This window comes from Kitasatospora sp. NPDC058162, from assembly GCF_042884005.1.
Taxonomy (GTDB): domain Bacteria; phylum Actinomycetota; class Actinomycetes; order Streptomycetales; family Streptomycetaceae; genus Kitasatospora.
In genome coordinates, this window is sequence record NZ_JBHVUS010000012.1 from 1 (window position 1) to 25,383 (window position 25,383).

Here is a 25,383-nt window from a genome sequence, read left to right on the forward strand (position 1 = left end):
ATATCCGTTGGGGCCCGGCGGGGGGTGGGGCCGGCCCCCCCCGCCCGACGCCATTGCCACGCCCCTGCGCAGGAAGTCGGTCGGGCCGACTTCCTGCGCCTGACCGGCCCGCATCAGAATATTCTCTGTGCCTTTTTTCGGTCTCTCAATTGTGAGATGGAGGCGCTATTTTTCCTTTTCTCTACTTCTCCCTTATGATGCCGCCTCGGCATGCCGAGGCGGCATTGCGATTCTGTATTTCTGGTGTCGCCCCTCGGCACACCGAGGGCGCCCCGTCGCCGCTTCGCACGGCTGAAGTGGCGACGGCGGCGTCCGGCCCTCTATACAGGAAGTCGGCCAGACCGACTTCCTGTGCAAGAAATGGGAAGGCTGTGGGTCAATCAAGGTTGCCTTCGCCGTTCCGCCGCGATCGTGATCGCGGTGGAACGGGGTGCGATGCAGGGTGAACCGGGAACGGATGAGAAGGGCGGGCCCGCGTCGTTGGACGCGGGCCCGCCCAGACATTGGACGCCCCATTCGCCCGCCCGCCCGCCGCCAAGTGGGCGCTCCCATCTGGCCAGACCTGCAAGCACAGCCATTCGTGGGCGGCCCGGCCGACAACGGCCGGGCCGCCCGAGCCCAGGGATAAGGAAGCGATCAGCGCAAACCGGGAAGGCCCGAGCCCAGGATCCGAGCCCGCGGCTTCCCTCGCGACCCCCTCGCGCCGGCTCCCCTGCTGGCAGACGTGCCAACAGGGTGGAGGTCAGGCGGCTTCGGCTTGGTTCAGCCTGGCGGTACCCGGTTGCGCGAGCCAGACCAGCCGCGAGGTGATCCCCGGCCGCCCGGCGAAGTGGCGCAAGGCTCGTTCCGGAGCCGTGAGGGTCATCCGTGTCCGCCCGCCGATGCCGATCACATGTGTCGGCCCGTCATTCTCGACGATCCCCCAGGCAACGACCCATCCGTCGGCGTCTGCGCGACCCTCGCCGCACACCTGCACGACGGCGAAAAGCTGGGGTGCGGTGTCGAGTACGAGCCCGCACAGCTCCTGGTCGAAGGTCAGGTCGACCACCGGGCCAGGCGTGAGCGGGCGAGTGTTTGGCGAGGGCGTAGCGGTCATGGAAGTCTCCTACGCAAACGGGAGTTGGACGCCGCGCTGCAGCCAGCAAGGGGGCAGCGGTGGTCCCTGACGCAGAATCAAAAGTAGCCAATCGGTAGTATGTAGTCCACCGCCGCCAAGAAACTCATATCACTGTCACTCCAAGGGGTGACGGCACTGACGACGGTGGTCCAGAGTGAGGAGACAGCGGATGCCGCCCAGCAAGATCCCGCCGAGCATCCGGCAGCGGCGACTCGGCACGGAGTTGCGCCGGTTGCGCGAGCAGGCAGGACTGTCGGTCACGCGAGCCGGGGAACTGCACGGCACCCCGCAGTCCCGGATCAGCAACATCGAATCCGGTGGATATCCGGTGAGCGCGGACCGGGTACGGACCCTGGCCCGCCTCTACGGCTGCGTGGATGAAGCCCTGATCGAGGCGCTGACCCACATGACCGGTGGTCGCACCCGGGGCTGGTGGGAGGAGTACCGCGAGATCCTGCCGGCCGGAGCGCTCGACCTGGCGGAGGTCGAGCACCATTCGCAATCGATGCGGATTGCAACGGTGATCCACATCCCCGGCCTTCTCCAGACCCCCGAGCACGCTCGCGCGCTCTTCCGGGATGTGGTGCCGCCCTTGTCGCCGCCCGAAGTGGAGCACCTTGTCTCCCATCGCATCAAGCGGCAGGCGGTGCTTTACGGCGAGCAGCCGAGCCCGCTGTCGGCCGTAGTCCATGAGGCCGCTCTGCGCATCGGCTTCGGTGGTCCAGAGGTTGCCCGCGATCAGCTGGAGCACCTGCTGAAGATGAGCGATCACCCGCAGGTCGACCTGCGGGTGATCCCGTTCGGCACCGGTAGCTTCCCCAGCTCCGGCGCCGGGATCGTGTACTTCGCCGCCGAAGTCGCCCGGTTGGACAGCGTGCAGGTCGATGGGGACCGGTACGACTTCATTGACACCGAGCCGCAGCTGATCAAGTATCGAGCCGTGTTGGACCGGCTGGAGGCGAGCGCGCTCGAGCCTGACGCGTCCCGCGACCTCATCAGCCGTATCGCCCAAAGCATTTGAGGTGGGAGCAATCATGGCTGTTCAGAGCTGGCAGAAGTCCTCATTCAGCGGCGACACCGCCAACTGCATCTATCTCGCCGCAGCCCCCGACAGCAGCGTCAAACTCCGCGAGAGCGATGACCCCGACATCGTCATCACCACGTCGCCCGACGGGCTTCGTGCTTTCCTGTGTGGCGTCAAGGCAGGCGAGTTCGACCATCTGACCACGTAACGAGAGTCGACGGGGGAACCATCGCAGCATGAGTGAACGCTCTGGTGTGGTGCGACATGACGACGACGCCCGGCGGCGCCCCGACCGCAGTCGAAGCATGCGTGGACGAGATCGTCGGCCGCCACCGCGCGGACAGCATCGTTGGGCGGATCCGTCGGGCGTCGCCGGTAGTCGCCGATCTGCTGGCGCAGGCTGGGGTGGATGCCGTACCGGTCAAGGTCGGCGGGCCGGACGAAGCCGCGAGCGTAGTTGTCGAACCAGCCGGTGGCGTCCGCTCGCCTGAGCTGGAGCAGCGGGCTATCGGACCATGTAGCGGTACACCGGGGCCCCCTCCCAGGCCGGGGGTTTGTCGCCCAGGTCTCGATAGCCGAGGGCTTCGTACATCTTCATCGCAGCCTGTGCTTCGGGTCGGACCGCCAGCGTCACACGCTCCACCCGGGCCCCTTCGAGTACGGCTGTGTGCAGTTCCCGGCCCAGCCCCCGTCGGCGCTGCCCCGGAGCCACGGCGATTTCCCGGATCACGAACGTCCGGTGTCCGTCCTCGCGGGTGAAGCCGTCGTCCAAGCCGAGGCCGTTCCACCAACCGCTGGCCGGCTGGAGCAGGACACCGAAAGCGAATCCGACCAACGTGGCACCTGAACGAGCCAGCACCAGCCGGAAGCCGGGCATGGTCCGGAAGGCCTCGTAGCCCTCCAGGAACCCGGCCAGGTCGCGGGGCCCCTCGAAGTAGGGCGGCTCTGCGAACACCTGCTCGTACAACGGCGCTAGCTCGTCCAGCACTCGGGCAGCGGCATCCGGATCCGTAAAGGTCTCGAAGGCGGGTGTCTGCACGGTTCTCCTTCTAGGCGATCAGGTGGGCGGTGCTGGCGGCGGCCAGGGAGGGATTCAGGAGCTTCAGGTGGGAGTGCGCCTCCTCCATCGATGTACGGGCCCGGCCTGACGACACCTCGGTCAGCAGGACGGCCCCCGAGGTGAGTTCGTGGGCCGACTCCTCGGCCTCACCTGCTTGTGCGAGCGCCCCGGCGAGGCTGAACCGCACCAGCGCCTCGTTCCGCGCGTAGTTCGTCTCCTGGTGCTGGAGCGAGCGCCGCAGCCAGTCCGCGGCTGCCTTGTGGTGCCCCGCCTCCGTGAAGAGGGATGCCTGCGCCAGCGCCAACTCCGCTGGCCCGTGGAACACCGCCCAGTCGGGTACCGGCCGCTCGTTGCGTTCTTGCTCGAAGGTGCGAGTCGCCTGCGCCAAAGTGGATCGGGCCCCGACAGGGTCGCCCATCATGGCGAGCGCGCGGGCCTCCCGGGTCATCAGGATGGACATCAATGAGGGAGGCGCCCACGACGCGGCCTTCGTCTGCGCTCCGCGAGCGAGGTCGAGCGCGGCAGCAGGATCGCGCTCTCGAAGACTCATCAGGGCCATGGACGCCATCACAACCACGGCGAGTGAGTTGTCCTGTAACTCCTCGGCTCGGGTGAGTGCGTGTTCCCAATGCGTCCGGGCCCGGGTGTTGTCGCCGGCGTCGAAGGCCAGCCACGCCACGTGTTCCGCAGTCTCCCCGGCTATCAGTCGGAGCTGACGGCCGATCGCACCCGGGTAGCTCCTGGTGGCGATCAGCCGTTCGACCCGAGCGAGGTGGGCTCGGGCGAGGGGGCCGACTGTCGCGCCGCCAAACCGGTCGTCCAGCCCGTACAAGGAGGCGAGCCCGGCGCGAAGGTCCATGACGGTCTCGGCCCCGATTCGCGGCGGCGTCAGCTTGGCGGACACGGCGGCACCGCCGGCCAGGGCGATGAAGGATCGGCGGTTCACGTCTTCTGACTCTTCTCGTGGCGTGGGTGGTGTTCCTGATCGACGGTGTGGCGGCACGGTGAATCCCGCCTGCTCCAACGGGATACCCAACATCGCTTCGAGGACCCGCTGGCGTGCCGGATGGGGGCATGGCGGTAGCGGCTGTCGCCAGCGGTGGTACTGGCGGCTGCTCACCTCTTCGTCCTCTCCGAGCTTGCGTGCCGTCGCGGCGTACACCTGTCTGAACCGGGCCGGGCTACTCCAGCCGAACTCTGCACACAGGCAGGTGAATTGTGTCTCCACATGGCAGACGGTAGCTCGCGGGTCGCTGACCGTGCAGAGGTCCACCAGCGAAAAAGTCCGTCGAAAAGTCTGTCGGTCAGCAGCCGTTGATCTCGCCGTGGCGGTCAACTTGTCCCTGCCCGTCGGAGTGACGGAGCGACTACTCGCTGATGTGCAGAGTTGGTTGCGCTTCGGGGATCGCCGGTTGCGCACGGCGGCCTTCGACAGCCCACCACCCCTGCGCCTCTCAGTGGGCGATACGGAAGGAGTGCACGGCATGGACGACAAGAACGGCACCAGCAGCGGGTCGGGCGACCACAACGGTGACAAGCCGAAGAGTGAGGGCGGCAGCTTCGTCACGGAGACGGGGGTCGAGTCCCTGACCCGCCGACTGGACCACTCGGTCCCGGACGGCGACTTCGCCCCGGTGGGTACCGAGGCCTGATCGCAGTTCCGAACTGATGCCGGTCGGTTGACGGCATGGGCGGGTCGGCGCGGGTGATCATCCGCGCCGACCCGCCGCCCGGCGTCGCACACACTTCCCCAATCAAGGAGAGTCCGCAGTGAAGACCGCCATCGCCACCCGCGTCCCCGCCGGCTCCTTCTTCGACCTCGACCGGAAGGACCCGGTGCTGATCCGGCTCCGCGAGGAGGGGGCCGAGTTGGCCCTTCCGTTCGCCCTGATGGAGCGCCTGGTGAGGTCGGGCGCCCCTTACGCCGAACATGCCCGCTCCCTGCGCAGCGAACCCGTGACCGTGGCCGGAGCGACCTTCGACTGGTTCGACGCCGAGCTGCCCGAAGAGATCGCCGACGAGATCAACCTGGCGGACTACGGGATCGTCGAACACACTGACGAGCGCCGCGCGGCGCTGACCCAGGCCCTGGACCACCTGTCTCTGATCCACCCCGAGGGCTTCGCCCGCGTGCGCGAGTTCGTCCGAGGGCTGCTGTGGGTGGGCCTCAAGCCCGGCGTCCGCATCTCCTCGCTGACGAGCTCCAGCGACCCAGCGCTCCCGTACATCATCACGTTCTCCGACAAAGCGCGCCGCCACATTCCGCCGAACACGGTCAGCGGGCAGCCGTCCCCCCTCTTCTTGGCGGAGAACCTGCTGCACGAAGGCGTGCACCAGTCGATCAGCTTCCACGTCCTCCAGTACCGGGTGTTCGCCGACGGGTACTCGTCCAAGACCTCTCCCAAGATTGAGATCAAGTGGCGGGCCGGGCAGGGAGAGGGCCGCAACCAGTACTGGGAGATCGACAGGGCCTTCCACGCGACCTGCGTGTACAACCAGCTGCTGCGGTTCCGCCGGACCGAACTGCGCCGCGACGACCTCACGCCCACTGAGCGTGCGAACTTCCGGAGTGCCTACGAGGAGGGCCTGCCGGCCGTCCGCTACCTCATGCGCGAGCTCGAGCTCCTGCGTGAGCACTTCTCCCCGCACGGGGTGGAGCTGCTGGCCGACCTGCGCCACCAGACCGACCAGCTGTAGTGCCATGCCGAGCGGAAACGAACCACGGAGGGTCACGTGCTCGATCACCTCATCACTCACGACGACAACCTGCGGATGGTCCCTACCGACCGGAACGAGCTGATCGCCGCGGTCGGCCAACTCGATGAGGAGCTACGGGCCTTGCCCGAGGAGTGCGACCTCGCACGTGTTCGGGTCCTGACCAGGTGGATCGGCATCGGCCGGATGTGCCTGGGGCACCACGAGGAGGCCCGTGCGTTCCTCCGGCAGTCGCTCGACCTGGCCGCAGCGATCGGCAACACCCGGGCCGTCGTCGCCACCGGGCTCAACCTCGCCGACGCGCACCGTTACGCCGGTGACGTGCAGACTGCGGAGGCGCTCTACCGCAGCGCCCTGAACACCGCGCGAAGCCAGCACCTGGAGCTCGTCGACTTCGCGCTCCAGCACACCGGCAAGCACCTCATGGAGCGCGGCGACCTCGCGGATGCCCGGGCTCATCTCCAAGAGGCGCTGCGCTTGCGGATCGCCAAGGAGGACACCGGGCTGATCGAGTCCACGCAGGCCGCACTCGCCCGGGTCGAGCTGTTGATCGGCCGGCCCGACGCATCGGCCGCAGACGGCGCGGTGCCGTGCGAGTGGAGCGGTCAGTGGACCTCATGGCTCCAGTCCCGCACCACGGCCCGGACGCGGGCCCGATGGGCAGAGGACTTCCCCGACCTCCGGGACGCCGTGCGTGGGCTCACCGCACATCAGCGAGTGCACCCGTGCCACCTGCGTGATCAGTCGTTCCCCGCCGAGCTGATCGCCGCCATGGCGGAGGAGGCCGAGAAGGCCGTCGCGGCTGACGGATACCTCCACAACGGCAAGTGGAACGCGGCCGTCGGTGACGCCGCGACCCGCTTCGCTGCCCAGATCGATCTCGCCGCAGTCGTGGCACGGTCCACCGGTCTGGAGGTCGCGCAGCCGCACACCGCCGTCTACATCGCCTACCTGGAGGAAGGCCAGTTCCTCGACTTCCACGTGGACGAGTCCGGCTTCGGTGAGGCCAACCTGATCCTCTGCCTCAAGCACGAGCGCCCCACCGGCCGGTCCAAGGCCAGCACTACCGTGTTCATCAAGGCCGACGGCTACCTCGAATGCGATCTCGCCGCAGGTGACTGCGTCGTGTTCGACGGCGCGCTCACTCCTCACGGCCGAACGCCGCTCAGTGCCGGAGAGAGCGTCACCCTCATCAGTTTCGGGTTCCGCGTGCGTGATCAGGCTCCGCGCACGCTCCCTAACGTCCCGCCGGCCCCCAGGTAGGGAACGTGCTCGGTCGATCCGAAGCCCCTTCCCGCCACCCGCCAGGGCTCTGAGGAACGGCCCCCGAGCAAGTCCGCTACCACTTCACCCTCCCCGGCACCAGGTGACCAACTGGGTCCGCCAACTGCGCGGCAAACCCGGCTATTTGATGGCGGGCGTCGCGCCGGGCCGGGCTTGCCAGACCGGCTGCGTCGCGCCTGTGCCGAACACCCGCACGCCAGACCCGTAGCAGTGTGTAATGGGTGCTGAACGCTTGGAGACATTCAGCCTTGCCGGTGAGTCGCCCGGCCAGTGCCGGATTCGGACAGCAGTCGCTGTCCACTAGAGACGCCGTGGGGGATCAAGTGCCGCGACCACTGAAGCCGCTGGACCCCTCCCGGTCCGCTGCCGACTGGTTCGGCGCGGAGCTTCAATACTGGCGGAAGCTCAGGAAGCTGAGCCAGGATGACCTCGGGCGGCTGGTCCACGTCAGTGGGGACCTGATCAGCAAGATCGAGCGGGCGGTACGGCCCTGCAAGCTCCCCCTCGCCCAGGCGTTGGACGCCGCCTTGAACACGGGCGGAGTTCTGGCGCGGAGCCTGGTATTGGCTCAGGCCGAAATGGACAACCGTTCCGGGGAAATGGACAAACGGCTCGGTGTGGCCGTCAGCGCGCCCCTGAAGGCTCGGCTCGGAGGCACGCTGGAAGGACCACCGCCCGCCTTCGAGTGGAACGAGTCCGATCCCATGGAGCGACGAAACTTCCTTGCTGTAACCAGTGCAGCTCTCGCCGCAAGCCCAGTGGCCCAACTGCTTACCGCCACCCCAGCCACGGCCCTGCCCTCAGTGGTCCGGTCCACCGACGTCGAGCAGATCCGTACTGCGGCGACCACGCTGCGCAGCTGGGACAACCTCTACGGCGGCGCCGGTGTTGTCCGCGACGCCGCGCTCGCTCAACTCCGCTGGGCTGCTGGTCTCCTGAACGGCCGCTGCCCCACACCGCTGCGGGCTGAACTGTTTGGTGCCGTCAGTCGCCTGGCGACCGTGGTCGGCGCCTCGGCCTTCGACGCCTTCGCTCACGACGACGCGCACCGCCTCTTCGCGTTCGCCACCTCGTGTGCCGAGGAAGTGGACAACTGGCCGTTGCGGGCCATCTCCTACAACCTGCGCTCTCGCCAGGCCACCTGGCGCGGCGATCCCGACGCGGGTCTCACGCTCGCGGAACTCGGCCTCGCCCGCTCCGACCGCCTCTCCCCAGCCGAACAGTCCATGCTGCACAACGCCCGAGCCCGTGCCCTGGCCAAGATGGGCCGTACCCAGCAGACCCTGGCCGCGATCGGCGCGTCCGACGACTCGTTCGCCTCCATCGTCCCGGCAACCGAGGGGTCGTGGATGGTGTACTACGACAGCGCGCAGCACCACGGCGACACCGGACACGCCCTGTTCGACCTCGCCCTCGCCGGTCACCCTCCAAAGGAGGCGCTCCAACGCCTGCAGACTGCCGTGAGTAGCCATGGCGACGGCTTCGCCCGGTCCCGCGCGTTCTCACGCACCAAGCTCGCCACGCTCCAGATGGCAACCAGCGACCCCGAGCAGGCCCTGGCAGAGGGGCATACCGCAGTTGCCGAGGTCAGCGACCTCCGCTCGTTGCGCGCAAACCATGAGCTGGCCGAGCTGGGTCATGTAGCCCACCGTCACCGCAACCTCTCCGACGTCCGGGACCTGCGGGCGCAGATCGCCACTACGGTGACGACGTGAGTGACATTGAGGACTCCCGTGCTCTGCTGCTCAACGCGTGTGCCGCAGCCGGACTGTCGGCGGCGGGGGCCGAGCCGATCCGGATCGGTGAGAACGCGCTGTGGCGGTTGCCGCTTCGGATAGTTGCCCGCATCGGCCGCCCCGGGCAGTCGCCCGCCGCCGCGCGCGAACTGGCGGTCGCCCGATGGCTGCACGACTGCGGGGTACCTGCGGTGCGCCCGCTCGATCAGCTACGGGAGCCGCTGGATGTGGACGGCAAGCCGGTCACTTTCTGGCACGAGCTTCCCCCGCACCGCCCCGGGACCGCCGCCGACATAGCGCCGCTACTCCGACGCCTCCACGAACTTCCTGTCCCAGCCCTGCCATTGGGCCGCCTCGATCCGTTCGTCCGACTGGCCACCAGGATCGATGGTGCGGCCACCCTGCACGACGAGCAGCGGCAGTGGTTGCGCGATCGCCTGGCCGAACTCGAAGCGGTGTGGTCCAACCGTCCGGCAGGCCTGCCGGCGAGCGTCATCCACGGAGATGCCTGGCGCGGCAACGTCGCGGTCACGCCCACCACCACCTACCTGCTCGACTTCGAGCGAACCTCCCTGGGGCCTCCCGAATGGGACCTCACTGCCACCGCCGTCGGCTTCGGTACCTTCGGCACCGTTTCGGAGAGCGAGTACACGGCGTTCTGCAAGGCGTACGGCGCTGACGTGACGACCTGGGCCGGCTATCCGGTGCTCCGGGACATCCGTGAGCTTCGGGTCACCTGCTTCGCCCTCCAGCACGCGGCAGTCGATCCAGCCCGACACCAAGCGGAGGCCCACTACCGGCTCGCCTGCCTGCAGGGAGAGAACGGTCCACGACCGTGGGGTTGGACAGCCGTCAGCTGACGCTGGAACGGTGCATCGCTCCCAGCTTGACCGGCCGGAACGTTACGGCTTCTGGAGCGTCGGGTCGTCCGTCGGGGGCTTCGGCTGGGGGATCGGTTCGGCGGCGCGGTAGCGGGGGGAGGTGGGGTCGGAGAGGGCGGACGGCGGGGAGGGTTCCGCGGCGGTGATGGAGACGCCGGTGGCGACCGCCGCGGCCTCCTCCTTGACCTTGATCCCGGCCAGGTCGAAGGCCGTCTTGAGTCGCTGGCGCAGCGCCCGGGAGACGAGCGGCGCCTTGCCGGGGGCCGTCCGGGCCTCGATCCGCACCACCACCGAGTCGGCGGCCACCGACTCCACGCCCAGGATGGACACCGGCGCCCAGACCAGCTCGTCGTACGGTGCGTCCTTGGACAGCCCCTCGGCGGTCTCCTGGATGAGGTCCTCGACCCGCTGGAGGTCCTCCTTGTAGCCGACCTGCACGTCCACCGAGGCGGTCGCCCAGCCCTGGCCCGCCCAGACATTGGACGCCCCATTCACCCGCCCACCCGCCGCCAAGTGGGCGCTCCCATCTGGCCAGAGCTGCAAGCACAGCCATTGGTGGGCGGCCCGGCCGACAACGGCCGGGCCAGCCCCACCCCAGGAATGAGCAAGCGATCAATGCGAACCGGGCAGCGACGGGTCCGCCCCGGGCCACGCGCGGGGCGACTCAGCGAAGCGTCGGCGCGGCTCCGGGGCCCGGCTCGGCCGTCATCGCTGGAAGGGGCTGGGCTCCCAGGCCTTTCCGCCGGTCGGGTAGCTGTAGAGCGGCCGGCCCTTGAGCGCGCTGGTGCGGAAGGGCGTGCCCGCGTCGGGGCCGATGGTCAGCGTGCCCTTGCGGTTGCCGCTGGTCCACTCCAGTTCCAGGTACCAGCTGACGTCGTGGGAGGTGGTCGTGGCGGTCACCTCGATGACCTCCGGGTCCCGCTCGCTCACCTTGAGCGGCAGGCCGGTCCTGCTGTCGGTCACGACCGGACGGGGGCGGGCCGCGTCGAGGTCGAGGTCGTAGGAGTGGACGTCCATTCCGCCGCCGCAGCCATCGGCCATGGAGTAGGCGTTCCAGGGCAGCGGGGCCGCGATCCGGGCGATGCGGACGTTGAGGGCGGTCAGCACCACGGTCTCGCTGCCGGTGCCCTGCACGGTGAGCTCGACCGACTGGTAGTCGCCGGGGACCGCGCCGACCCGGGAGACCCAGGCCGGGACGTCCACCAGCGCGGGCGGGCGGGGGACTTCGGACGGCGGACGGTCGACCAGGTACCTGTCGCACTCGCGGTCCCAGCTCGAGGGGTGGACCGCGACGGTGATCGGGGCGCTCGCGCCCTGGTCCTCAGCACCGACGGCCTCGGCGGCAGGGGCCGGCGTCGGGGCTTCGGTGGACGGACGGGTGTCAACGGCCCGGGCGGGTACGGAGGTGGGCGGACCGTCCGCGCGGGTCTCGAGGCCGGTGGCGACGGCCCCGATGGCGGCGAGCACCGCTGCGGCCGTCACGGCGGCGAGTGCGCCCCGGCGCACGCGCCGTTGCGGCGGTACGGCGGGGGCACGCTCCGGGTCGGCCGCTGACGAAGCCTCCGCCGCAGGTGCGGGCTCGGGTTCAGCCGCGGGCTCGGGCTCGGGCTCGGGCTCGGGCACGCGTGAGGGTTCAGCCGCGGGCTCGGGCGCGGAAGCCTGCCGGTTCGCCCGCGCCGCGTGGGCGACGCCCCACAGCCGGTAGAGCTCGGTGCGCTCCTCCGGAGTCGCCCGGCACAGCCGCGCGAGGCGCTCCAGCGGGGCGAACTCCACCGGCATCACATCACCGTTGCAGTAACGGTGCAGGGCCGACGTGCTCACGTGCAGCTGCTTCGCCAGCGCGCCGTAACTGAGCCCCGACCGGCTCTTCAGCTCCTGGAGCAGCCGCGCAACCTCGTCCGCCTCCCGCAAATCCCCGGTCCCCTCTGGCACTGTTCCTCCCCCGACTCGTGAACCCCTTCGGCGGCGCCCCCGGCTCCGGCCGTCGCCGGCCACCGGACCACCCGGCCACCGAACCACCCGGCCACCGAACCACCCGGCCACCGGAGCACCCGGCCGCCGAACCACCAGGCCATCGGACCACCAGGCCGCCGGACCCCCCCGGACGCGGGCCGACACGAGCCCCGGCAGACAAGCACGCCGCAGACCGCCCCACGGTTCCCCCGAGGGCTCCTCCGGAGCCGGCCGAGCCCTCCCCGAGCCCCGCGAACGCGTCCCAGGAAGGTTACGTCTTCCCAGCTCAAACCGGGTAACGGCGTCCCCGCGTCCCTGATCGTCGGCCCACCGTTGCGGCCGGGACGAACCGGCGCACAAGCTGACGCCGAAACACCGAGAGGGAGCAACTGTGAGCACTGTTCGGGCGGCCCGGGCCGCGATACGCACCAGCGACCGTCTCCACCGCGGCGCGGTGGCACTGGCGATGGGCGGGATCCTGCTGCTGACCGCGGCCTGCGGCGACGGCAAGGGCGAGGGCGGCGGTGACGCCGCGCCGGCCGGCACCGCCGCTTCCGGGGCCGCTTCCGGAGCCGCCTCCGCAGTTCCCTCCGGAGCCGCCTCCGGCGGAGCGCCCGCCGTGGCGACGCCGAAGACGTCGACCGCGGTGCTGGACGTGGAGCCGAAGGACGGGACCCAAGGGGTCGCGCCGACCGCGCTCCAGGTGTCCGTCTCCCACGGCAAGCTCACCGCCGTCGACGTGACGGACAAGAACGGCAAGCCCGTCCAGGGCTCGATCGCCCCGGACGGCACCGGCTGGAAGCCCGCCGCCGCACTCGCCCCCGGCACGGCGTACACGGTGAACGCCCGGGCGACGGACGCCGACGGTCTGGTCGCCGCGGCCACCAGCGCCTTCACCACCGCCCTGCCCGGCAAGAAGGTGTCGACCAACGACAACATCGCCGACGGCCAGACCTACGGCGTGGGCATGATCGTCAAGGTGGACTTCAGCGGCAAGGTCGTGAACAAGGACGCCGTCGCCAAGGCCATCACCTTCGAGACGGACAACGGCACCGAGGTGAAGGGCCACTGGTTCGGCGACGACCGGATCGACTTCCGCCCGGCCGATTACTGGAAGCCGAACACCAAGGTCACCATCCACTACCGGCTGAAGAACGTCGAAGTCGCCCCCGGCGTGTGGGGCGACGTCGACAAGGACGAACCCTTCACCATCGGCCGCTCCCAGATCTCGACCGCGGACGCCGCCACCCACCAGCTGACGATCGTGCGGGACGGCAAGTCCACCACCGTGCCCGCCACCCTCGGCGACGACGAGCACCCCTCCTGGGGCGGCGTCATGGTCATCATGTCCAAGGAGCCGGTCACCCACATGGACTCCCAGACCGTCGGCCTGGGCAAGGAGTACGACATCCCGGACGCCCCGCACGCGATGCGGCTGACCAGGTCCGGCACCTACGTCCACGGCAACTACTGGTACAAGCGCGACCTGTTCGGCAAGGAGAACACCAGCCACGGCTGCGTCTCGCTCAAGGACGTGCAGGGCAGCAGCGACACCTCCGTCGCCGGATCGTTCTACAACAGCTCACTGATCGGCGACGTCGTCAAGGTCGTCAACACCAAGGAGAAGACCGTCGCCCCTGACAACGGCCTCGGCGGCTGGAACCTCACCACCTGGTAGCCCCGCCCCACCACGGCCCCGCCGCTCTTCACCCTCAGCGGCGGGGCATTCCGTACCGCAGAACCGTTACGGCTTCTGGAGCGTCGGGTCGTCCGTCGGGGGCTTCGGCTGGGGGATCGGCTCGGCGGCGCGGTAGCGGGGGGAGGTGGGGTCGGAGAGGGCGGACGGCGGGGAGGGCTCCGCGGCGGTGATGGAGACGCCGGTGGCGACCGCCGCGGCCTCCTCCTTGACCTTGATCCCGGCCAGGTCGAAGGCCGTCTTGAGCCGCTGGCGCAGCGCCCGGGAGACGAGCGGCGCCTTGCCGGGGGCCGTCCGGGCCTCGATCCGCACCACCACCGAGTCGGCGGCCACCGACTCCACGCCCAGGATGGACACCGGCGCCCAGACCAGCTCGTCGTACGGCGCGTCCTTGGACAGCCCCTCGGCGGTCTCCTGGATGAGGTCCTCGACCCGCTGGAGGTCCTCCTTGTACCCGACCTGCACGTCCACCGAGGCGGTCGCCCAGCCCTGGCTCATGTTGGCGATCCGCTTGACCTCGCCGTTGCGGATGTACCAGATCTCGCCGTTGGCCCCGCGCAGCTTGGTCACCCGCAGGCCGACCTCCAGCACGGTGCCGGTGGCCACCCCGGTGTCGATCTCGTCGCCGACGCCGTACTGGTCCTCCATGATCATGAAGACCCCGGAGAGGAAGTCCGTGACCAGGTTGCGGGCGCCGAAACCGATCGCCACACCGGCCACACCGGCGCTCGCCAGCAGCGGCGCCAGGTTCATCCCGAGCGCGGAGAGCACCATCAGCGCGGCCGTGCCCAGGATGGTGAAGGAGCACAGGCTGCGCAGCACCGAGCCGATCGCCTCCGAGCGCTGCTGGCGCCGCTCCGGGTTGACCACCCCGTGGTTGGCCAGCAGCCCGCCGAGCAGGCTCTCCTCCCGGTGGTGCTCGTGACTGCGCGCCATGCGCGCTATCAACTGGGTGACCAGCTTGTTCACCACGGCCCGCAGCACCAGCGCCAGCACGATGATGAGGACGATCCGGAGACCGCCCGCCAGCCAGCTCTGCCAGTGGGTGTCGAACCAGCTGGCCGCCTGCTTGGTGGTGTCGGTGACCTCCTGCGCGCTGGTGGGGATGCGCAGGTCCGGCAGTTGCGGCGTGGTGGCGGAGGGGGCCGGCGTCGGGGTGGAGAGCGTCGAGGACGCGTCGGTCGGACCGGTGGCGCCGGAGCGGAACACGTGCGGGACCTTCCTTGCAGGGGGTGTGACCGGTCCCGTGCCGCGCGAGCGGCCCGCGGACCGTGCGCGCTAGCCTATCCGGCACCGAACACCAGCCCGGACACGCCGACGGGCGTGCGCCACCACCCGGACGCCCCGTCAACGCCCCGGTGCGCTCCCCCCGAACAGCACCCCGACACCGCCCCGGCACCGTCCCGGAACCACCCCCGCACCACCCCGCACCACCGGCCCCACCTCCCCCGAAAGGCCGCGACCCGCCCGCCGTACGGGCCCGGGCGCTGCTCCGACCGGCCGAGCCGCACCCCCCGGCGGCCCGCCGCGCGCCGCCCCGACGGTGCCCGGGTGCAACCGGACCTTCCCCAGGGCATACCGGCTACGACCGGGTATGACGGAGGCCACACCCGGAGTTCACGTCAGGTCCGTTACACAGGAGTGGTGGCGCCGTACGAAGGCGTAAGGCGACACTGGGGGAGATCGCGCACGAGTTGCGCGATCCAACCGCTCGTCCCGGCGCGAGCCACGCGCCGCAGGCGTCCAAGGAGGCATCCGTGCCGCATGTCCTGGTCCTCAACGCGTCCTACGAGCCACTCGGCGTCGTATCGATGCGCCGCGCACTCATCCTGGTCCTCAACCACAAGGCGGTCAGCCTGGAGGACTCGGGAGTCACTCTGCACAGCGCCACCAGCGCCCTTCCGGCGCCGTCCGTCGTCCGTCTGACCCGTTTCGTGCGGGTCCCTTTCTGCGGGCCCGTCCCGCTCACCCGCCGGGCGCTGTTCGCCCGGGACCACGGCCGCTGCGTCTACTGCGGGGCCGCCGCAACCAGCGTCGACCACGTCATCCCGCGCAGCCGGGGCGGCCAGCACCGGTGGGACAACGTGGTGGCGGCCTGCCGCCGCTGCAACCACACCAAGGCCGACCGCCACCTGACCGAACTCGGCTGGCGGATGAAACGCCCGCCCGCACCGCCCAGCGGCCTCGCCTGGCGGATCATCGGCACCGGGATCAAGGATCCGCGCTGGCGGCCCTACCTGGAGCCGTACGGCGGCGGTGACCAACTGCGCGCCCCGCAGTGGGGCGAGTACGAGCACCACGACCATACGGAGTCGACCCACTCCGTCCCGATCGGCCGGGCGCACGTCGCCCACCCCACCCCCGTCCGCCGCGGCGAGCAGCCCGAACCGCTCTCCGCCTGACCGAAGCGACACAGGGCCGGCCCGTCACACCGTCGGAACGCGCCTCATGGGCCGCCGCGCCCCCCGGAATGGGGAGCCGGCGGCCCGCCGCTTTTCCTGGAGCCCGACTCGCCGCCCCCGGCCCGCCCTATGCCTACGGCTTCGTCGCCGGAGGCGCCGCCGGAGCGACCGGCGCCACCGGCGTGCCCGGCTGGCCCGAGGTCCCCGGCCCGCCCGGCGTCCCCGGCTGCCCCGGAGCGCCCGGCTGCTGCTGCGGCGGAGCGGCCGGCGCCGTGACGGCGTACAGCTCGATCCCGTACAGCGAGTAGCCGAACTTGGTGGCCCGCGCCACCCCCTGCATCCGGACGTACCGGACGTTCGAGGCGTCGAAGCGCACCGTCTCGTCCCCGCCCTTGCCGTTGTCCACCGTCGCGGCGTCCGTCCAGCTGCTGCCGTCCGAGGAGACCTGGATCTTGTACGACGAGGCGTACGCGGACTGCCAGTGCAGTACCGCCGCGCCCAGGTGGACGGCCTGCGGCAGCGCCAGCTGCACCCAGGCGTCGTCCTTGGCCGGCGAGGACCAGCGGGTCTTGGGGTCGCCGTCGGCGACCGCCGAGGCCGGGAAGTTCGGCGTCTCGTCGCCCGAGGAGGCCGCCTGGGCGCCGAGCGCCAGGTCCGGCCCGCCGGTCGGCGGCACCACGTGGACCTGCAGCACCTGCTTCACGGTGGTGCCGCCGGCCACGTAGGACACCGGCACCTGGTACGTCCCGGACGGCGTGCCCGGTGCGGCGGCGACCAGCAGCGGCACGCCCACCCGGCCGCCGCGCGGCACGGTGACCGGGCCGGCCGGGGTGACGGTGAGGCCCTTGGCGGCGGCCGGCACCTCGACCCGCAGTTCGCCGGTGGTGCCCTCGGGGCGGCCGGCCTCCACGGTGGCCTGGGTCTTCGCGGGCGCGGCGGCGCCGGTGACCACGTCCAGGGCCGGGTCGGCGAGGCTGAGCCGGGCCGCCGGGGCGTCGGCGTACCAGGGGATGACCTGGTTGACCACCGGCGGGTCGCCGCCGGGCTTCCAGGTGATCCGGAACGCGTCGGCGAGCTGCCCGCCGGCCGGCAGCTCGTTGTAGCCGGGCTGGATGACGCCGATGTCCGTCCAGCTGCCGTCGGCGCGCCGCACCGCGACGGTGGCGGTGGCGTGCACGTTGGGGTCGGTGAGGACGGTCAGCCGGTCCAGCGGGCGGGCGGCGCCGAGCTCGACGGTGAGCGGCTCGTCCTGCGCGGTGGGCGGCTTGGCCGCGCGGTACGCGGTGTCCGGGTTGCCGTCCAGGACGGCGGCGGCCGAGGAGCCGGGCAGTGCGGCGGGGCCGCCGCTGACGCTGGCCGGGGACTCGTCCGGGGCGGTGACGGTGAACTCGCGCACCGCGACGGCGGTCTTCTGGGCGGCGGTGGCCCGCAGCCGCACCGCGCGCACCACGGTGCCGGGCGGCAGCTGGGCGCTGACCGTCTTCTGGTTCTTCACCACGGCGAGCTGCTGCCAGCCGCCCGCGCCGGTGCTGTACTCCAGCACGCCGTCGCGGATGTAGTCGTCCACGGCGGTCTGCGCGTCGGGGCCGTTGCCCCAGCCGCCCATCAGCACGGTGACGCCGCTGATCGGCCGCCCGGCGCCGAGGTCGACGCCGACGGAGTCGCCGGGCTGCGGGGGAGCGGAGCTCCAGTAGAAGGTGTCGGCCTGGCCGTCGGTCATCAGCGCGGGCAGGTGGTCCTGCGCGGTGCCCATGCTGGTGGTCGGGGTGACCCCGCCGCTGACCACGCCGGACCAGTTGTCGGCGGCGCGCACGGCCCGGTCCAGGAAGGGCGCGAGCACGCCCGCGCCGATGGTCGCCGGGGCCTGGGCGAGCTGGGCGCGCAGCCGGTTGAGCTGCACCCGGGCCTTCCAGGCCGCCGCGCCGTCGCCGCCGTGCTGGGCCAGCAGCATGTCGAGGGCGGCCTGCCCGGCCAGTCCGTAGTCGCGCAGCGGGCCGAGCCAGGGGCCGGCCTCGGTGGCGAGCTGGGCGGTGGCGTCGGTGCCGGCCAGGGTCTGCTGGGCGCCGGCCATGGCGGTGAAGGCGTCCCGCAGCGGGCCGGCCGCCGCGATCAGCTTGGCGAGGTCCGGGGTGGCGCCGGAGGTGGGCTCGGCGTTGGCCCAGAACTGGTCGAGCAGCGGCTGGAGGTAGCCGGACTCCTGCTTGGCCAGCGGGGAGGAGGTGCTGTTGCCGGCCAGCGCCTTGACGGCGGACAGCGCCGACCCGGCCGGGGTGGCGCCGGCGCCGGTGGGCCCGGCGAGCGAGCGCACGGCGGCCTGCCAGGAGTCCTCGGGCTTGTAGCCGGCCGGGTTCCAGGCGAAGTCGCCGGCGGTGGCGAGGGCTATCCGGGAGGCCACCGGCTGCTGCATGGCGCCGGTCAGCAGCACCGCCGAGCGGGTCGCCACCTCGGGCTCGCGGCCGGTGTAGGCGCCGAGGAAGAGCCGGTCCGGGCTGGCGTCGTTGACCGGGTAGTTGTCCATGGTGACCAGCGGGTGCCCGTACAGGCTGCCGGTGTCCGAGGCCTGGGCGCCGGTGATCTTCTCCGGGATCGCCCCGCCGCCGCTCCAGGCGACCTGCACGCCGCCGGGCAGCGCGTCGGCCAGCGCCTTGCGGTACGGCGTGGAGCCCTGCTTGTGGTACTCGGTCGGGACGATCGACAGCGGCGCCAGCCCCGGGTTCTTGGCGATCAGCCGGTCCTGGACCTTCTTGACCAGCGCGGCCTGCGCCTTGGCGGCGGCGGCCGGGCCGGTGCCGTACTCGTCCCGGTCGTCGTCGCAGTGCCACTCGTCGTAGCTGACGTCCAGGAACTGCAGCTGGAAGGCGGTGAAGCCGAGCTTGCGCAGCCCGTCCAGCTTGGCGACCAGCGCGTCGACGTCCTTGCCGGAGCTGAAGCAGAGGGACTGCCCCGGGTCGATCGCGTAGCCGAGGGTGACGTGGTTCTGCCGGGCCCGGTCACCGAGTTCGCGCAGCTCGGACTGCTGGTTGGCGGGGTAGGCGTCGCGCCAGCGGCTGAGCCGGAACGGGTCGTCGCCGGGGGCGTAGAGGTAGAAGTTCTGCTTGGAGCGGCCCAGGAAGTCCACCTGGTCGAGCCGTTGCTGTGCGGTCCACGGGGTGCCGTAGAAGGCCTCGGCGGTGCCGCGCACCGCCGCGCCGCTGGACCAGTCCCGCAGGGTGATGCCGGGCAGGCCGAGCCCGGCCGCGCCGGGCCCCTGGCCCTGGCCGGCGGGGACGGCGGCGAGCAGCTGGCGCAGGCTCTGCGCGGCGTAGAAGGTGCCGGCCGCGTCGGCGCCCGCGAGCACCACCGCGCCGTACGTGCCGCCGCCCTGGGCGGGCAGCTGGCCGGCGGACAGCACGTAGCCGCCGGGCGGCATGCCGGCGGTGGACGGCGCGGAGCCGTCCTTGCCGCCGGCCGCGGCGGCCAGCTGGCGCAGCGTCCGGTCGACCTCGCCCTCGGCGCCCTCGGCGGGGCCGCCGATGTACACCACCAGGGAGCCGGCGGCGGGGGTGCCGCCGTCGGCCTGCGGGGTCACGGCGGTGGCCCCGGCGATGGTCATCACCTCGCGGACGGCGTCCACCGCGCCCCGGTCCACCTTGGGTGCGGTCACCAGTGCCACGGCGGCCGGCACGGTGACGGCCCGGCCCGCGACGGTCTGCTCCTGCGGGTGCGGGAAGACCTGGGGGTTCGTCACGCTGCCCAGCGGCGTCTGGGGCGCGGTGCTCACCACGTCCGTCCCGGGGGTCGCCGCGTACGCGGCCGAGGGCATCGGTCCGGCCAGCAGCCCGCCGACCACGGCGGCGGTCGCGACCCCGGCCGCGATCTGCATGGTCCGCCGCCCCGGCCGGCCGGGCGCGCGCTCCGCCCGGACCGAGGCCAACAGCGGCTCCGTCCCCTTGAGGTCGGCGATCAGCCGGTCAGCCGTCCGCGGCACCAGCTGACGGCAGGTCCGCGCCGTCGCCCGTCGCGCGGCCAGCGCCGCCGGATGGTGCAGTACCTCGCGCAACGCCGGACTCTGCTCCAACTGCTGACGCAGCCGCCGCCCGGCCACCACGGACACACGGGCTTGCACAGGGGCCTCCTCGCCAGGCCTGGACCACAATGCGGGCAAGCCCACCAGCTACCCAACCCGGTGTCAACGCCGTCGACGGCTATGCCTGGTTTGCGCCGAAATCTGCCGTTGTCCTGACTCTCCGTCAGCGCCCGATCCACCGCGCGCACTCGTGTCGCGCAGCGTCGCCGCGCGATTACCCGGGTAGGACTTGGGAGTCCTGACCAGGCGTTGCCGAGACATCGCAGGAGCCGCGAGTGGCCGCTTACCACGACAGTGACGGAGCCGACGGACTGAAGGTCCCCGCGCAGGACGCACCGCCACCGCCCGCCGAACTGGTCGCGCTGGCACGGGCGTACGGGGTGGACACCGACTACCCGGGCGCGGGCGGGCAGGCGGTGGGCGCGCGCACGCTGGTCGCCGTGCTGGCGGCGCTGGGGGTGGCGGCCGGCTCGCCGGAGGAGGTGCGGGAGGCGCTGGAGCGCCACCGGGCCGAGCAGCGGGGCAGGTTGCTGCCGCCCTGCGTGGTGGTGCGGCAGGGCCGCCGCACCGCGCTGGACGTGCCGGCCGACGCCCGGCTGCACATCGAGCTGGAGGACGGCGGCAGTTGGCGGCTCCCGCGGGGCCACTCGCACTGGCTGCCCGCCGACCTCCCGCTCGGCCGGCACACCCTCAGGGCCGAGACCGACGGCAGGTCCGCCCAGGCGCCGCTCATCGTCGCCCCGGAGCGGCTGCCCCGACTCCCCGGCCGCAGCTGGGGGTTCCTCGCCCAGCTGTACTCCGTCCTGTCCGACCGCTCCTGGGGCATGGGCGACCTCGGCGACCTCGCCGAACTCGCCGAGTGGGCCGGCGCCGCCCTCGGCGCGGGCTTCGTGCAGATCAACCCGCTGCACCAGGCCCTCCCCGCGGCCCCCGGCACGCCCTCCGACCCGTCCCCGTACCGCCCCTCCTCCCGCCGCTTCGCCGACCCGGTGCACCTGCGGATCGAGGCCGTCCCCGAGTACGGCCACCTCACCGCCGGCCGGCGCCGGCGGGCCGACGACCTGACCCACCGCGCCGCCCGGCTGCGCGAGGAGGTCCTCACCCACGACGGCCTGGTCGACCGGGACGCCGTCTGGGCGCTCAAGCGCGAGGCGCTCCAGCTCCTCCACGAGGTCCCGCGCGGCCCCGGCCGCCAGGCCGCCTACGAGGCGTTCCAGCGCCGCGAGGGCGAGTGGCTGGGCCGGCACGCGCTCTGGAACGCCCTGGCCGAGGCGCACGGCACCGACTGGCACCACTGGCCCAAGGGCCTGCGTCACCCGAACGGCCCACAGATCGAGCAGGCGGCCAAGGAGCTCCAGGAAACCGTCGAGTTCCACCGCTGGCTCGCCTGGCAGGTCGACCAGCAGCTCGCCGCCGCCCAGCGCGCCGCCCTCGACGCGGGCATGCCGGTCGGCCTGATCCACGACCTCGCCGTCGGCGTCCATCCGGACGGCGCCGACGCCTGGGCGCTCCAGGACGTCCTGGCCGGCGGCATCTCGACCGGCGCCCCGCCGGACGCCTTCAACGCCCACGGCCAGGACTGGGGCCTGCCGCCCTGGCGCCCGGACACCCTGGCGAAGGCCGGCTACGCCCCGTACGCGGACCTCCTGCGGGCGGCGACCCGCCACGCCGGAGCCCTCCGCATCGACCACGTGATGGGCCTGTTCCGCCTCTGGTGGGTGCCGAACGGCCACCCGCCCACCGAGGGCGCCTACGTCCGCTACGACGCCGAGGCGATGCTCGGCGTGCTCGCCCTGGAGGCGCACCGGGCCGGCACCGCGGTGATCGGCGAGGACCTGGGCACGGTCGAGCCGGGCGTGCGCGAGGAGCTGGCGGCCCGCGGCGTGCTCGGCACCTCCGTCCTCTGGTTCGAACGGGACTGGCAGTCCGACGGCCGCATCCTGCCCCCCGACCGCTGGCGCCCCGGCTGCCTGGCCACCCTCACCACCCACGACCTGCCGAGCACCGCGGCCCGGCTCTCCGGCGAGCACGTCGAGCTGCGCCACCGTCTGGGCCTGCTGGCCCACCCGCTCGCGGAGGAGCAGCAGGAGGCGGCCGACGAGCTGGCGGACTGGCGGGCCGAATTGACCGCCCTCGGCCTGCTCGCCCCCGGCGAGCCGCTGACGATGCCCGCCCTGTACCGCTTCCTGCGGGCGACCCCGGCCGAGCTGGTCGGCGTCTGGCTGCCGGACCTGGTCGGCGACCCGCGCCCGCAGAACCTGCCCGGCACCTGGGACCAGTACCCGAACTGGCGCCTGCCGGTCGCCGACGGCGCGGGCGACCCCGTCACCCTGGACCGCCTCGCCGCCGCCCCCGCCGCCCGCCTCCTCGCCCACCTCCTGGCCCCGCCCAGCCCCCGGAACCGGTAACCGGAACCGGTAACCGGAACCGTCGGCACCACCCCGACGCGCGCCGTCCCGTAAGCGGCGGGTAAGTTGGAATCGTGGACAAGAGGAACGCTTTGCGAGCCGGCGCGGTCTCCGCAACGGTCACGCTGATGATGCTGCTGTCGTCGCCCGCCATGGCCCTCACCAGGGACGACGGCGACGACCCGGGTGCCGGCCTGAGCGTCGGCCAGACCATCGGCCTGTACGTGCTGATCCCGCTCGCCGCGTTCGTCGTCATCGCGGCCCTCGCCGGTCTGCCGTACGGCAAGAAGAAGAAGTAGCCGAGTCCACCAGGACCCGCACGAACCCGAAGGGGCGCCGGACGATCCGTCCGGCGCCCCTTCGGGCGTTCACACCGGGTCAGCGGGCCCCGGCCGCCCGGTCGACCGCCTGGGCCTTGAGCGCGCGCTCGATCCCGGCCCGCGCCTCGACCACCTGACGCCGCAGCGCCGGAGCCGGCTCGGCCGCGGCCAGCCAGGCGTCGGTCGCCGTCAGCGTCTGCTCCGACACCTGCAGCGCCGGGTACAGCCCGACGATGATCTGCTGCGAGATCTCGTGGCTGCGGGTCTCCCAGATGCCCTTCACCGCGGCGAAGTACTTCTCCGCGTACGGCGCCAGCAGCTCCCGCTGGTCCGACTGCTGGAAGCCGGCGATCACGGCCTCCTGCACGTAGTTGGTGAGCTTGTCCGACTCCACCACCGAGGCCCAGGCCGCGGCCTTCGCCTCCGCGGTCGGGAAAGCCGAACGGCAGCTGGCGGCGTGCTCCTGGCCCGCCGCGGTGTTGTCCCGCTCCAGCTCCGCGACGACCGCGGCCTCGTCGGCCCGGCCGGTGGCGGACAGCCGGGCGAGCAGCGACCAGCGCAGCTCGGTGTCCACCGCCAGGCCCTTGAGCTCCACCGAGCCGTCCAGCAGCCCGGCCAGCAGGTCGAGCTGACCGTCCGTGCGGGCGACCGACGCGAAGGTGCGGGCCCAGGCCAGCTGGTGGTCGCTGCCGGCCTCGGCGGCCCGCAGGTGCTCCTCGGCGGCGGCGGCCCAGCGCAGCAGGCCCTGCTCGCGCCACTCCGGGTCGGTGTAGGCGTCCAGGGCCAGCCTGACCTGGCGCTGCACGGACTGCACCACGCCGATGTCGCTCTCCCGCGCGATGCCGGACAGCGCCAGCGACAGGTAGTCACGGGCGGCCAGCTCGCCGTCGCGGGTCATGTCCCAGGCGGAGGCCCAGCACAGCGCGCGCGGCAGCGAGTCGGTGAAGCCGCCGAGGTTCTCGCTGACGACGGCCATCGAGTCCTCGTCCAGCCGGATCTTGGCGTACGACAGGTCGTCGTCGTTCAGCAGCACGACGGCCGGCCGGTGCCGCCCGACCAGCTCCGGCACCTCGGTGCGCGGGCCGTCGACGTCCAGCTCGATCCGGTCGACCCGCACCAGCGAGCCGTCCACCAGCTCGTACAGACCGATGGCGATCCGGTGCGGGCGCAGCACGGCCTCGCCCTTGGCCCCGGCCGGCAGCGCGGGCGCCTCCTGCAGCACGGTGAACGACTCGATCTCACCGTCGGTGTTCACCACGATGGCGGGCCGCAGCACGTTGATCCCGGCCGTCTCCAGCCACGCCTTCGACCAGGCCTTCAGGTCCCGCCCGCTGGCCTCCTCCAGCGCCCCGAGCAGGTCGCTCAGCCGCGTGTTGCCCCAGGCGTGGCGCTTGAAGTACGTCCGCACGCCCTCGAAGAAGGCGTCCTGGCCGACGTACGCCACCAGCTGCTTGAGCACCGAGGCGCCCTTGGCGTAGGTGATGCCGTCGAAGTTGACCTGGACGTCCTCCAGGTCGTTGATGTCCGCCATGATCGGGTGGGTCGACGGCAGCTGGTCCTGCCGGTAGGCCCAGGTCTTCATCTGGTTGGCGAACGTGGTCCAGGAGTGCGGCCACTTGGAGCCGGGGGCCTCCGCCTGGCAGACGGCCTCGGCGAAGGTCGCGAAGGACTCGTTCAGCCAGAGGTCGTTCCACCACTCCATGGTGACGAGGTCGCCGAACCACATGTGGGCCAGCTCGTGCAGGATCGTCGCGGCGCGCGACTCGTACGCGGCGTCGGTCACCTTGGAGCGGAACACGTACTGGTCGCGCAGGGTGACGGCACCCGCGTTCTCCATCGCGCCGGCGTTGAACTCCGGGACGAACAGCTGGTCGTACTTGGGGAACGGGTACGGGAAGTCGAACTTCGCCTGGAAGTAGTCGAAGCCCTGCTTGGTGACCGCGAAGATCGCCTCGGCGTCCAGGAACTCGCGCAGCGAGGGGCGGCAGTAGACGGCCAGCGGCACCCGCTGCTCGCCGTTCTCGTACGTGTCGAAGACCCCGACGTACGGGCCGGCCACCAGCGCGGTGATGTAGCTGGAGATCCGGCCGGTGGGCTCGAACGTCCAGACCTGGGTGGCGCCTTCGCCGACCGGCTCGGGGGTGGGCGAGTTGGACACCACGACCCAGCCGGTCGGGGCCGTCACGGTGAACGCGAACGTGGCCTTCAGGTCCGGCTGTTCGAAGTTCGCGTAGACCCGACGGGCGTCCGGCACCTCGAACTGGGTGTACAGGTAGGTCTCGCCGTCGACCGGGTCGACGAACCGGTGCAGACCCTCACCGGTGTTGCTGTAGGCACAGTTCGCGACGACCCGCAGCTCGTTCTCGGCCGCCAGGCCGGGCAGCGGGATGCGGCTGTCGGCGAAGCTCGCCGGGTCGAGCGCAGTGCCGTTGAGGGTGATCTCCTCGACGCCCGGGGCGACGAGGTCGATGAAGCTGTCGGCGCCGGGGGTCGTGGCGGAGAACCGGACCACGGTCGTGGACCGGAAGGTACCGCCCTCGCGGGCCGAGCCGAGGTCGAGCTCGATGTCGTACGCGTCCACCCGGATGAGGTCGGCCCGGGTACGGGCCTCTTCGCGGGTCAGGTTGGTGCCGGGCACTCGCTGCACTCCTTCGTCTGGCTGATGGACCGAATCCTCGCATGCCCGACGAGCCGCCCGACCGGAAAACCGAAGGCGGGGCG

Annotated in this window: 19 protein-coding genes; 11 read left to right on the forward strand and 8 right to left on the reverse strand. The window is 71.7% G+C overall.

Translation table 11 applies throughout. The features are described from left to right. Nucleotides 1–742: 742 nt before the first annotated feature. On the reverse strand, nucleotides 743–1,048 hold the full coding sequence (locus ACFVXG_RS22420; RefSeq protein WP_387930017.1) for a hypothetical protein: 306 nt from the start codon (nucleotides 1,046–1,048) through the stop codon (nucleotides 743–745). 238 nt (nucleotides 1,049–1,286) lie between these two features. On the opposite strand from ACFVXG_RS22420, the gene ACFVXG_RS22425 reads away from it, so the two are divergent. Continuing rightward, on the forward strand, nucleotides 1,287–2,138 hold the full coding sequence (locus tag ACFVXG_RS22425; RefSeq protein WP_387930019.1) for a helix-turn-helix domain-containing protein: 852 nt from the start codon (nucleotides 1,287–1,289) through the stop codon (nucleotides 2,136–2,138). A 13-nt stretch (nucleotides 2,139–2,151) separates the two neighbouring features. Then, nucleotides 2,152–2,349 (forward strand): DUF397 domain-containing protein, encoded by a 198-nt coding sequence (locus ACFVXG_RS22430; protein WP_387930021.1) that lies wholly within the window; start codon nucleotides 2,152–2,154, stop codon nucleotides 2,347–2,349. 297 nt (nucleotides 2,350–2,646) lie between these two features. Here ACFVXG_RS22430 and ACFVXG_RS22435 read toward each other — a convergent pair whose 3' ends face one another. Both ACFVXG_RS22435 and ACFVXG_RS22440 read right to left on the reverse strand, forming a co-directional pair. Then, nucleotides 2,647–3,180, reverse strand: coding sequence for a GNAT family N-acetyltransferase (locus ACFVXG_RS22435; protein ID WP_387930022.1), 534 nt, complete (start codon nucleotides 3,178–3,180; stop codon nucleotides 2,647–2,649). A gap of 10 nt (nucleotides 3,181–3,190) precedes the next feature. Next, nucleotides 3,191–4,147 carry a hypothetical protein gene (locus tag ACFVXG_RS22440; protein WP_387930024.1) on the reverse strand — a complete coding sequence of 319 codons (957 nt, stop codon included), beginning with the start codon at nucleotides 4,145–4,147 and terminating at the stop codon, nucleotides 3,191–3,193. Nucleotides 4,148–4,685: 538 nt separating this feature from the next. On the opposite strand from ACFVXG_RS22440, the gene ACFVXG_RS22445 reads away from it, so the two are divergent. The 5 genes from ACFVXG_RS22445 (at nucleotide 4,686) to ACFVXG_RS22465 (ending at nucleotide 9,796) form a co-directional block, all read left to right on the forward strand. Then, nucleotides 4,686–4,853 (forward strand): hypothetical protein, encoded by a 168-nt coding sequence (locus tag ACFVXG_RS22445; RefSeq protein ID WP_387930026.1) that lies wholly within the window; start codon nucleotides 4,686–4,688, stop codon nucleotides 4,851–4,853. Between the two features lie 118 nt (nucleotides 4,854–4,971). Continuing rightward, the gene (locus ACFVXG_RS22450; protein WP_387930028.1) at nucleotides 4,972–5,898 is read left to right on the forward strand and encodes a hypothetical protein; all 927 of its coding nucleotides are present in this window, start codon (nucleotides 4,972–4,974) and stop codon (nucleotides 5,896–5,898) included. 36 nt (nucleotides 5,899–5,934) lie between these two features. Continuing rightward, on the forward strand, nucleotides 5,935–7,179 hold the full coding sequence (locus ACFVXG_RS22455; RefSeq protein WP_387930030.1) for a tetratricopeptide repeat protein: 1,245 nt from the start codon (nucleotides 5,935–5,937) through the stop codon (nucleotides 7,177–7,179). Between the two features lie 344 nt (nucleotides 7,180–7,523). After that, nucleotides 7,524–8,915, forward strand: coding sequence for a helix-turn-helix domain-containing protein (locus tag ACFVXG_RS22460; RefSeq protein WP_387930032.1), 1,392 nt, complete (start codon nucleotides 7,524–7,526; stop codon nucleotides 8,913–8,915). Continuing rightward, entirely contained in the window at nucleotides 8,912–9,796 is an 885-nt protein-coding gene (locus ACFVXG_RS22465; protein ID WP_387930034.1) for a phosphotransferase enzyme family protein, read from the forward strand. Before ACFVXG_RS22460 ends, ACFVXG_RS22465 begins: the two co-directional genes overlap by 4 nt. A gap of 42 nt (nucleotides 9,797–9,838) precedes the next feature. On the opposite strand, the gene ACFVXG_RS22470 is transcribed toward ACFVXG_RS22465, so the two are convergent. After that, the gene (locus tag ACFVXG_RS22470; protein ID WP_387930035.1) at nucleotides 9,839–10,312 is read right to left on the reverse strand and encodes a hypothetical protein; all 474 of its coding nucleotides are present in this window, start codon (nucleotides 10,310–10,312) and stop codon (nucleotides 9,839–9,841) included. Nucleotides 10,313–10,522: 210 nt separating this feature from the next. Next, complete coding sequence (locus ACFVXG_RS22475; RefSeq protein WP_387930036.1) at nucleotides 10,523–11,749, reverse strand: helix-turn-helix domain-containing protein; 1,227 nt, start codon at nucleotides 11,747–11,749, stop codon at nucleotides 10,523–10,525. Nucleotides 11,750–12,161: 412 nt separating this feature from the next. Here ACFVXG_RS22475 and ACFVXG_RS22480 point away from each other — a divergent pair, with 412 nt between their 5' ends. After that, the gene (locus tag ACFVXG_RS22480; RefSeq protein WP_387930038.1) at nucleotides 12,162–13,448 is read left to right on the forward strand and encodes an Ig-like domain-containing protein; all 1,287 of its coding nucleotides are present in this window, start codon (nucleotides 12,162–12,164) and stop codon (nucleotides 13,446–13,448) included. Nucleotides 13,449–13,514: 66 nt separating this feature from the next. Here ACFVXG_RS22480 and ACFVXG_RS22485 read toward each other — a convergent pair whose 3' ends face one another. After that, the gene (locus ACFVXG_RS22485; protein WP_387930039.1) at nucleotides 13,515–14,675 is read right to left on the reverse strand and encodes a mechanosensitive ion channel family protein; all 1,161 of its coding nucleotides are present in this window, start codon (nucleotides 14,673–14,675) and stop codon (nucleotides 13,515–13,517) included. A gap of 548 nt (nucleotides 14,676–15,223) precedes the next feature. Between ACFVXG_RS22485 and ACFVXG_RS22490 the strand changes: the two genes are divergently transcribed. Continuing rightward, nucleotides 15,224–15,868 carry an HNH endonuclease gene (locus tag ACFVXG_RS22490; RefSeq protein WP_350507530.1) on the forward strand — a complete coding sequence of 215 codons (645 nt, stop codon included), beginning with the start codon at nucleotides 15,224–15,226 and terminating at the stop codon, nucleotides 15,866–15,868. A gap of 133 nt (nucleotides 15,869–16,001) precedes the next feature. Here the strand turns inward: ACFVXG_RS22490 and ACFVXG_RS22495 are convergent, their stop codons facing one another. Then, the gene (locus ACFVXG_RS22495; protein WP_387930041.1) at nucleotides 16,002–19,973 is read right to left on the reverse strand and encodes a beta-N-acetylglucosaminidase domain-containing protein; all 3,972 of its coding nucleotides are present in this window, start codon (nucleotides 19,971–19,973) and stop codon (nucleotides 16,002–16,004) included. A 236-nt stretch (nucleotides 19,974–20,209) separates the two neighbouring features. On the opposite strand from ACFVXG_RS22495, the gene malQ reads away from it, so the two are divergent. Beyond that, nucleotides 20,210–22,342, forward strand: a complete 2,133-nt coding sequence (gene malQ / locus ACFVXG_RS22500; RefSeq protein WP_387930043.1) for a 4-alpha-glucanotransferase — start codon at nucleotides 20,210–20,212, stop codon at nucleotides 22,340–22,342. Between the two features lie 74 nt (nucleotides 22,343–22,416). Then, nucleotides 22,417–22,641, forward strand: a complete 225-nt coding sequence (locus ACFVXG_RS22505) for a hypothetical protein (protein WP_188303613.1) — start codon at nucleotides 22,417–22,419, stop codon at nucleotides 22,639–22,641. A gap of 79 nt (nucleotides 22,642–22,720) precedes the next feature. On the opposite strand, the gene pepN is transcribed toward ACFVXG_RS22505, so the two are convergent. Beyond that, nucleotides 22,721–25,300 carry an aminopeptidase N gene (pepN, locus tag ACFVXG_RS22510; protein ID WP_387930045.1) on the reverse strand — a complete coding sequence of 860 codons (2,580 nt, stop codon included), beginning with the start codon at nucleotides 25,298–25,300 and terminating at the stop codon, nucleotides 22,721–22,723. Nucleotides 25,301–25,383 lie beyond the last annotated feature (83 nt).